At 41.5% G+C, this 8,886-nt stretch carries 8 protein-coding genes; 7 read left to right on the top strand and 1 reads right to left on the bottom strand.

Translation table 11 applies throughout. From position 1 onward, the window contains the following. The 3 genes from GNF10_RS37900 to GNF10_RS16435 all read left to right on the top strand — a co-directional run. Positions 1 to 195: hypothetical protein (locus GNF10_RS37900; RefSeq protein WP_221643350.1), on the top strand; the 195-nt coding region annotated here is incomplete at its 5' end. Between the two features lie 599 nt (positions 196 to 794). Then, positions 795 to 1,445, top strand: a complete 651-nt coding sequence (locus GNF10_RS16440; protein ID WP_185581383.1) for a Uma2 family endonuclease — start codon at positions 795 to 797, stop codon at positions 1,443 to 1,445. 336 nt (positions 1,446 to 1,781) lie between these two features. Continuing rightward, positions 1,782 to 4,358 carry a GAF domain-containing protein gene (locus GNF10_RS16435; protein ID WP_185581384.1) on the top strand — a complete coding sequence of 859 codons (2,577 nt, stop codon included), beginning with the start codon at positions 1,782 to 1,784 and terminating at the stop codon, positions 4,356 to 4,358. 360 nt (positions 4,359 to 4,718) lie between these two features. Here GNF10_RS16435 and GNF10_RS16430 read toward each other — a convergent pair whose 3' ends face one another. Then, positions 4,719 to 5,522 (bottom strand): histidine kinase, encoded by an 804-nt coding sequence (locus tag GNF10_RS16430; protein WP_185581385.1) that lies wholly within the window; start codon positions 5,520 to 5,522, stop codon positions 4,719 to 4,721. 355 nt (positions 5,523 to 5,877) lie between these two features. On the opposite strand from GNF10_RS16430, the gene GNF10_RS16425 reads away from it, so the two are divergent. The 4 genes from GNF10_RS16425 (at position 5,878) to GNF10_RS16410 (ending at position 8,714) form a co-directional block, all read left to right on the top strand. Further along, entirely contained in the window at positions 5,878 to 6,102 is a 225-nt protein-coding gene (locus tag GNF10_RS16425) for a hypothetical protein (RefSeq protein ID WP_185581386.1), read from the top strand. Between the two features lie 45 nt (positions 6,103 to 6,147). Continuing rightward, a complete protein-coding gene (gene petJ / locus GNF10_RS16420; RefSeq protein WP_185581387.1) occupies positions 6,148 to 6,483 on the top strand; it encodes a cytochrome c6 PetJ in 336 nt (111 codons plus the stop codon). A gap of 182 nt (positions 6,484 to 6,665) precedes the next feature. Next, on the top strand, positions 6,666 to 7,685 hold the full coding sequence (locus GNF10_RS16415) for an aldo/keto reductase (protein ID WP_185581388.1): 1,020 nt from the start codon (positions 6,666 to 6,668) through the stop codon (positions 7,683 to 7,685). A 54-nt stretch (positions 7,686 to 7,739) separates the two neighbouring features. Continuing rightward, complete coding sequence (locus GNF10_RS16410) at positions 7,740 to 8,714, top strand: alpha/beta fold hydrolase (protein WP_185581389.1); 975 nt, start codon at positions 7,740 to 7,742, stop codon at positions 8,712 to 8,714. Positions 8,715 to 8,886 lie beyond the last annotated feature (172 nt).

The following is an 8,886-nucleotide window of genomic DNA, read 5'->3' as shown; positions in this document are numbered from 1 at the left end:
TTCCGAGGCTCAACGTTCGAGCAAAAAGGTCGAAGTTCCGAGTTCCGAGGCTCAACGTTCGAGCAAAAAGGTCGAAGTTCCGAGTTCCGAGGCTCAACGTTCGAGCAAAAAGGTCGAAGCTTCGAGTTCCGAGGCTCAACGTTCGAGCAAAAAGGTCGGAGTTCCGAGTTTCGAGGCTCAACGTTAGTATTCTAATCGCTAAAAATTGAGAATTTATAGAGTCAACTCAATGAACTAACGCTCAAATTGCCATTTTATACTTGCATCTTAATCAATAAAGTTAATGAGTTAGTTCCAAAATCGAAAATTTGAGTTGAGAAAGATGTAACTGATGTTCTTCCTCTGTGCATTGTAAGTAAATTGGCACGAAAAAGCTCAAGTATATTACGAAATGTAAAGAGGCTTAAAGCCCTTACTAATGGCCAATGACAAAAGACAAATAACAGCCTTCTCCTGTCGGAGACGCTACACGATCGCCAGTTACTTTTAATTGCGCCGACCTACTTACTTGGAATTATGACCTTTAAGTTGATAATTCAGCACTTATGGGTTGATAATAAAGAGGCTTTGATAATCAAAATTAAGTTAGTGGCAGATAAGACAACTCTGATTTATACCTAAATCGAATAGCTTAAATCTACTGATTATGATCTAGATATATTTGCTCCAGAAACAGAAATTGCAGCACTTTAACTTCTGGACACATGATTATCGATCATGATTTACATGAAATTGCAAGTGCTGTGGACTTTGCCAAGAAATAAAAGTTTTCGTTTTGGCAGGAGGGTTAAGCAATGAGTGAGTTACAGACTCAGCTACCGACAGATACATGGATTTACACTTCTTGGCAGGATTATGAGCAGATAGTTGCTAACTTGCTCAAAGAGAAGGCAAAAAGTTACTACTACAAGGGGCACATGAGGCTGGAGATGGCACCAGTTAGTTTTGATCATGGTAAAGACCATGTTGTAATTATCTTTGCAGTGACTCTATTTGCAGCACTTAAAGGAATACTGGCGACAGGTTTAGACACAACCACTTTTCGTAAAACTGGTGTTCAAGACTCTCAGCCCGATGTGGCGTATTACCTCAGAGAACACGCCCAAGCTATCCCAGCAGATACAGGAATTGTCAACCTTGATCGCTATCCTGCACCAGATTTGGTGATTGAGATTGCTAAAACATCTTTGCTGGATGATTTAGGTACAAAGCGATCGCTATACGAAGATTTAGGTATTGCTGAATACTGGGTGGTAGATGTGAAAAATGCCCAAATCATTGCTTATGCTATGGCAGAGCAAGGTAGTAAACGTATTCAAGAATCACAGGTATTGCCTGGATTGACGCTCGCTATTTTAGAGGAAGCTTTACGCCGTAGCCGTGAAATAAATCAATCTCAAGTTGGGGCTTGGTTATTGAGCCAGTTTCAGCAAAAGGAGGGTTGAGCATTGGCAAGCTGTACAGCCTGCTCAAATTGTTATAAGTGAAATGGGACTTTGCGTAGGCGTAGCCCGCCGTAGGCATCGCATCTACGCCGTTATAAAAGAAAAGTTAGTGTTTTTGATTGATTTTAGTTCCGATGAGCGGAAGGCTTAACCCAAGGTGGGAGTCAAGGGTTTGTTAAGAAAGTCCTAGAGGTGCAGGGGTTATAGGCTACGAAGTAGAAGGTTTAGTATCTTAAAGTACTCCTGAAAGCTAGTCCTTGTTTAATAAGTTTTGTGTAGAATTTGGTGGTGGGGTCATTTACTTGATACTCAATTGCAACAATCCAGGTTTCATTTATGAGTCAGTCTTTTTCTCAAAACCAAGCAAGGCGAAATCGTCAACAAAAGCTGTGGCCACCAAAATGGAGTTTAAAGACTAAAGCAATAGTGTGGGCACTAAGCATCAGCGTACTTCCTGTGTTTGCAATTGGGATAGCTACTTACTTCTATGGGGTTAATTTAAGTAGCAAACAAATACCGCAAGTAAGACTTGAGAGGGCGAAAAGTTCAACAGAGACTGAAGCTCTACAGAGACAACTCTCACTCTTGTTAACTGGTATGGGGGTAACGGCAATCTTAGCAGGTGCGATCGCTGTTTTTGTGACGAATCGAGCTATCAGTCGAGTTAGCAACGTTGCTGCAACTTCTAATGATATCAAAAATAGGCTACGTCCAGACAGTGAGTTTACTCAAACTTTCATCGCTAACGAAGATGAATTAGTGATGTTAGAGAGAAACATCAGCTTATTCACAGAACTGCTTTCGGTTTTGATACAGGACAAAGAAGCCGAAGCTGATTATTCTCAACTATTAACTAAAATTACCCGATGGGTTCGAGAATCATTCAATCAAGAAGATGTTCTCAAAACTACCTCAGAAGAAATTCGTAAAGCTTTAAATATTGACCGTGTAGCCATATTTTGCTTCAATTCCAACTGTAATGGCACCTTTATTGTCGAATCCGTAGCGCCTGGTTTACCTAAAATACTAGGGGTTACAGTCTCCGATCCTGGCTTCGAGGTAGGGTATATAGAAAAATACCGGAATGGTTGCACCCGTGCTATTGATGATATCTATCAAGCCGATCTCAGTGATGATGATATTGAGTTGCTCAAGCAATTTGCTGTCAAATCTAATTTAGTAGCACCTATTTTCAAAGGCAAACAACTATTCGGTTTATTGGTTGCACATCAGTGTTCTAGAGTTCGCTTTTGGCAGCAATCTGAGATTGATTTATTCGCTCAGATAGCTATGCAAGTAGAATTTGCCCTTGACTACGCCAAGCTTTTAGAACAGGTAGATACCAAAGCAGACAAAGCTCAGTTATTTATAGAAATTACCCGCAGTATTCGTGAATCGCTCAACGAAGAGGATGTTCTGAAAACCACGGTGGAAGAGGTTCGCAAAATACTTAGTACTGACCGAGTTCTAGTTTATAGCTTTAACGCTAATTGGTCTGGAACTGTGATTGCCGAATCAGTGATTCCAGGTTATCCAAAAGTTTTGCGGGCTGAAATCCAAGACCCATGTTTTGGTCAGGGTTATGTACAAAAGTATCAGTCTGGTCGCGTTGCAACCACAAACAACATTTACCAAGCTGGTTTGGCTGATTGTCACATTAGCCTGCTCGAATCCTTTGGTGTGAAAGCAAATTTGGTCGCACCCATTCTCAAAGATGAACAGCTATTTGGCTTATTAATTGCTCATCAATGCTCCAGACCGCGTGATTGGCAACAGCCTGAAATTGATTTATTTGCTCAGATAGCCATGCAAGTAGGATTGGCTCTCGACCATGCAAGAGTCTTGCAACGCATTGAGGCTGAGGGTGTGCAAAGTCAGTTGCTAGTGGATACTATCGGCAGCATTCGTCAATCGCTCAACGAAGAAGATGTCCTGAAAACCACTGTCGAAGAGGTTCGCAAAGTACTTAGTACAGATCGAGTGATGGTTTATAGCTTTAATGGTAATTGGTCTGGAACTGTAATTGCCGAATCAGTTGTTCTCACCTATCCAAAAATTTTGCGGGCTGAAATCGAAGATCCATGTTTTGGTCAAGGCTATGTAGAAGAGTATCAGTCTGGTCGCGTTCTGGCAATAAATAACATTTACGAAGTCGGTTTAGCTGATTGTCACATTAACTTACTCGAATCCTTTGGTGTGAAAGCAAATTTGGTAGCTCCCATTCTCAAGGATCAGCAGTTGTTTGGCTTATTAATTGCACATCAATGCTCCAGACCCCGTGACTGGAAACAATCAGAGATCGATTTATTTGCTCAGATAGCAATGCAAGTGGGATTTGCTCTCGACCATGCAAGACTTCTGCAACGAATCGAAGCTGAAGCTATGCGAAGTCAATTATTGGTGGATATTACCCGCAAAATTCGCCAATCACTCCAAGAAGAGGATGTCCTGAAAAATACTGTAGAAGAGGTTCGGAAGGCTTTGAGTACTGACCGAGTACTAATTTATAGCTTTTATGCTAATTGGTTCGGAATTATCATTGCCGAATCTGTGGTTCCAGCTTATCCCAAAGTTTTGCGGTCTAAAATCCACGATTCCTGTTTTACTCAAGGCTATATAGAAAAGTACCAGTCTGGTCGTGTTGTCGCAATCAACAACATTCATGAGTCAGGTTTGGCTGATTGTCACATTAAATTGCTCGAATCTTTCGCTGTGAAAGCAAATTTAGTTGCACCCATTATCAAAGATGAGCAGTTATTTGGCTTGTTAATTGCACATCAGTGTTCTGGGCCCCGTGATTGGCAACAGCCTGAGATTGATTTATTTACCCAGATAGCTATGCAAGTAGGATTTACTCTCGATCATGCTAGGCTCCTACAAGCGTATCAAGCGACTGAAGCTAACTCTAATTAATAGTGAAAAGAAAGATTTTCTTCTTAGAGGATGTTTGAAAAGTCCTATTGTAGATATCAAAAGTTCTAGATCCTCCTAAATCCCCCAATAAATTGGGTGACTTTGTATTCCAGTTCTCCCCTTTTTAAGGGGAGCCAGCGCAGTCTTCTTTGCGAAACGCTGCGCGATGGGGTCTTCCCAAGTGGAGCGACTGGCGTGGGTTAGGGGGGATCTCAAAGTGCCTAAAGTCACAGCGAAACACTTTTCAAACAACCTCTAAAGACAATTCATGTAGACGCATACTTTTAAGCCGAAGCAAGCTACGCGGAACGGATCGTACAGAAGCAGCGACTCTACAAGAAACGCTCCGCGTATAGTAGCCTATTTGTGAATAGTCTCGCGCTCTTTATTAGCGGGTTCCTTATCTTTGAATAAGTCAGCTGCCGTTAGAAGTAACTCCCTTAAGGTTTGTTTGATTTGGCGCTCTTTTCTGGCCAGAGATGTACCAGCTTCACCTAGTTTGTCTTCTAGCTGCGATCGCTTCTGTTCTACCTGTATAGCTACAGACTCTGCTTGAGGACGAGCTTTATCGTACCAGTGTTTAGCCTCGTCTAGATAATCTTGAACCTCCATAGAACGTCCGCCATAGCGTGCAGCCATATTAGCTCTGACAATAGCTAGCTGTGCTTGCAATTGCGCGTAACGTTTCTTTAATAACCCGACTTCTTCACTATCTTTAATGGCATTGACAGCAGAATCAATTGCAGTTTTGGTACTAGCTGGTTTTTCTCTACCCGTCTCTTCAATCTCTGCCAAGATTACATCAACCTCTTGCTGGAGTTCTTCTTCTTCACCATCTAGTTGAGCTTGAAGGCGCTTGATATCTGTCTGAGTTTTAGCAATAGATTCGTGTCTTTGAGTGTTAATTCCTTCTAGCGCTCCTTCAATAGAAGCTGTCACTTCATCTTTAAGTTCGCTACCTTTTTCTTGGAAGTTTTCAATGACAGCAGAAACAGCATCTCTAACCAAGCTACGAAGTTCAGTAGAACCTTGTTTAAACTCAGAGCCTACTTGAGAAACTGCGGATTTAACAATTTCTCGAATCCGATCGGTTCTTAATTGTCCAGTTTCTTTAGCTTGTTGCAAGTCTGCTTGAATTTTTTCTTTGATATTGTTGTTAGACATTTTCAACTCTTAGAATTTAACTAATTGGGATAAAACTTTCTAGAAATGTTCTTACATCCCCATTATGGCGTGGCCAGATCTGGCTTGGTACTTCCTTTAGATAGAAAATTACAGTCCTAAAGAGGTGAACTGTCAAGACTGCTCGGTTAATAATATTTACACGAACTGAAACCCTACAAACCATACAAAAGATTAGGTTTCGTTACTCAAACCAATCTACAAATTTTTATCGAACAGAATTCAGGAGTTAGGAGTCAGGATTCAGAATTCAGAATGATTTTTGTATGATTGAACTGTAGCATAGTGCCAATTTATGAGATGATTAATGCTTGTTGGTAGTAATTGATAGTGAAATATGTGGCGAGTAAATATTACTTGTGCAAGTGATGCCTGGAAGCTCTATGGTACTGAATTCAAAGCGATCGCCCAGAAGTATCAAGGGGAATTAATTGGTTCCAAAAAAATGCCAGATGGTACACGCATCATGTCTTATAAAATTGAGGATGTTAGCGATGCAGAAGCCTTTCAAGAAGATTGTGCAAATTTTGCAGGATTTACAACTGACTTTGAATCCCTGTAGTAATTGATTCTGATACAACCAGTATTCGAAATCAGGAGACGTTGATTGAAAAAACTACTCACATTAGTATTAGTAACATTTCTCTTGTTCTTCAGCGCTTTTACTACGTCTGCAATGGCAGCAGACATAGTTAACGGTGAACAAATATTTAGTCTTCATTGTGCTGGTTGTCATATTAACGGCAGCAACATAATTAGGCGGGGTAAAAATCTCAAAAAGCAAGCGCTGAAAAAGTATGGTATGGATTCAATAGAGGCAGTTACATCTATAGTTACCAATGGTAAAAATAATATGTCAGCCTACAAAGATCGCCTTACTGAACAGCAAATTACAGATGTTGCTGCTTACGTTCTCGAACAAGCTGAAAAAGACTGGCGTTAGAAAGTTAGGAGTTAGGAGAGACGTGAAAAATCTGTGTCTGTACAAGATTTAGGAGTTTTAACTCTAGTCGTCGTAAATCATTCATAATAAAGTAGAAAAGTTAAAAGGCTGTAAAAAACCGCTTTTCAACTCACTAATTATTAAATCTGCTCACTTCCAACTTCTAACTCCCAAAATTGAAAATGAACTTACCCACAGCGAGCCGTCTCCAATTCACTCCCGATTTGAACATCTGCCGCATATTAAGTGGTATGTGGCAAGTCTCCGGCGCACACGGACGAATCAATCCCCAAGCTGCCATTGAGACTATGTTCAAATATTTAGATGCAGGCTTTACCACTTGGGATTTAGCAGATCATTATGGCCCTGCTGAGGACTTTATTGGTGAGTTTCGCTGTCAACTAATTGATACTCGTGGCAAAGATGCTTTATCTAAGGTGCAAGCGTTTACAAAATGGGTGCCTCGTCCAGGTAAAATGACAAAGAAACTGGTCGAGGAAAACATTGATATTTCCCTGAGAAGGATGAATGTAGAATCGTTAGATTTGATGCAATTCCACTGGTGGGAATATCAGGATAAAAATTATCTAGATGCCCTGAAATATATGGCTGAACTCCAGACTGAGGGTAAAATTAAACATCTAGGTTTAACTAATTTTGACACGGAAAATTTGAAGCTGATTACCGAAGCAGGCATCAAAATTGTTTCTAATCAAGTGCAATTTTCCCTTATTGATCGCCGTCCCGAAGTTAATATGGTGGAATTTTGTCAGCAGCATGACATCAAGCTTTTTACTTACGGTACATTGTGCGGCAGCTTGTTATCAGAAAAATATTTGGGTAAACCGGAACCGCGAGGATCTGATCTGTCCACTGCTAGTTTGAAAAAATATAAAAATATGATTGATGCTTGGGGGGGTTGGCAATTATTTCAAGAATTGCTAGCTATTTTGAAGGAAATTGCTAATAAGCATAAAGTAAGCATCTCTAATGTTGCAGTGCGTTACATTTTAGATCAGCCAACTGTGGGCGGTGTGATAGTTGGTGCCAGACTGGGCGTATCTGAACATATAGAAGATAACGCCAAAGTATTTAGTTTTAGTTTAGATGCTGACGATCGCGATCGCATCAGTGCCGTATCTCGACAGTCACGAGATTTGTATCAGCTAATCGGCGATTGTGGCGACGAGTATCGCCGCTAATTATCGGGAAAAAGGTAATAATAGTATCTTCATGCTGATGAATTAAAGAAGACCGTGACCACTACACTGCACTGGCAAGAACGGGTTGGTAATCAAAGAGATTGGATTTGGCGGGGCTGGCAAACCCGCTATACTTACATTCGCCCTAGCCAAAATAACCACAAAACACAACCTCTGATTTTGTTACATGGCTTTGGCGCTTCCATTGGTCATTGGCGACATAATTTAGAAGTGTTGGCTGAACATCACACAGTTTACGCCATTGATATGCTGGGTTTTGGCGCTTCTGAAAAAGCCGCAGCTAATTACAGCATTGACTTGTGGGTTGAGCAGGTTTACGATTTTTGGAAAACTTTCATCCGTCAACCGGCAATTTTAGTAGGCAATTCCAACGGTTCACTGATTTCCATGGCCGCCGCCGCCGCTCATCCTGACATGGTGCTGGGTATAGTGATGATGAGTTTACCCGACCCTTCTCTAGAACAAGAAGCAATTCCTCCCGTGTTGCGGCCGCTTGTCAGAGCAATTAAAAATGTGGTCGCTTCGCCATTAGTTCTCAAACCTGTGTTTAACTTTGTGCGCCGTCCAGGGGTGCTGCGTCGCTGGGCAAGTCTTGCCTACGCTAACCCAGAGGCGATTACCGATGAACTCATAGAAATTTTAGCTGGGCCTCCCCAAGACAGAGGTTCAGCGAGGGCTTTTAGTGCTTTGTTCAAAGCTGCGATCGGAATTAACTTTAGTCCTAGTGTGAAGACAGTATTACCAACCTTAACAATTCCGATGTTGTTAATTTGGGGACAAAAGGATCGGTTTGTTCCCCCAGCCCTTGCTAACCGATTTGCCCAATACAACCAAAAATTGGAAGTGCTGAATTTAGCAGATGTGGGCCATTGTCCCCATGATGAATGTCCTGAGCAAGTCAACCAAGCTATTGTAGATTGGATTGAGAGATGGGTTAGCGTAGGCGTAGCCCGCCGCAGGCATCGCCAACCCCCTTACACTTTCCCAGCTTTGCCGGAAATTGTCTAAGAGGGCCTTTGTTTATACCGCGCATTCATCAGCTAGCGTTGTCGGCGACTCTTTGAAGAGATAGATATGAGGCTTTTGTTATGCAATGGGAGCGATCGCGCCACCCAATACCTTTGCGACCATTGAATTAAGAATTACTTAACACCTAGCATCGCACGGCGTAAATAAGTCA

The organism is Nostoc sp. UCD121, from assembly GCF_014222285.1.
Classification (GTDB): Bacteria; Cyanobacteriota; Cyanobacteriia; order Cyanobacteriales; family Nostocaceae; genus Nostoc.
The sequence above is the reverse complement of the archived record's forward strand: the minus strand, read 5'-3'. Positions and strand labels throughout refer to the sequence as shown.

Bases quoted from the DNA above. Each gene is read 5' to 3' on its own strand.
- GNF10_RS16430 (WP_185581385.1), bottom strand. From the start codon at position 5,522: ATGTCTAACAACAATATCAAAGAAAAAATTCAAGCAGACTTGCAACAA.
- GNF10_RS16425 (WP_185581386.1), top strand. From the start codon at position 5,878: ATGTGGCGAGTAAATATTACTTGTGCAAGTGATGCCTGGAAGCTCTAT.
- GNF10_RS16415 (WP_185581388.1), top strand. From the start codon at position 6,666: ATGAACTTACCCACAGCGAGCCGTCTCCAATTCACTCCCGATTTGAAC.
- GNF10_RS16435 (WP_185581384.1), top strand. From the start codon at position 1,782: ATGAGTCAGTCTTTTTCTCAAAACCAAGCAAGGCGAAATCGTCAACAA.
- GNF10_RS16440 (WP_185581383.1), top strand. From the start codon at position 795: ATGAGTGAGTTACAGACTCAGCTACCGACAGATACATGGATTTACACT.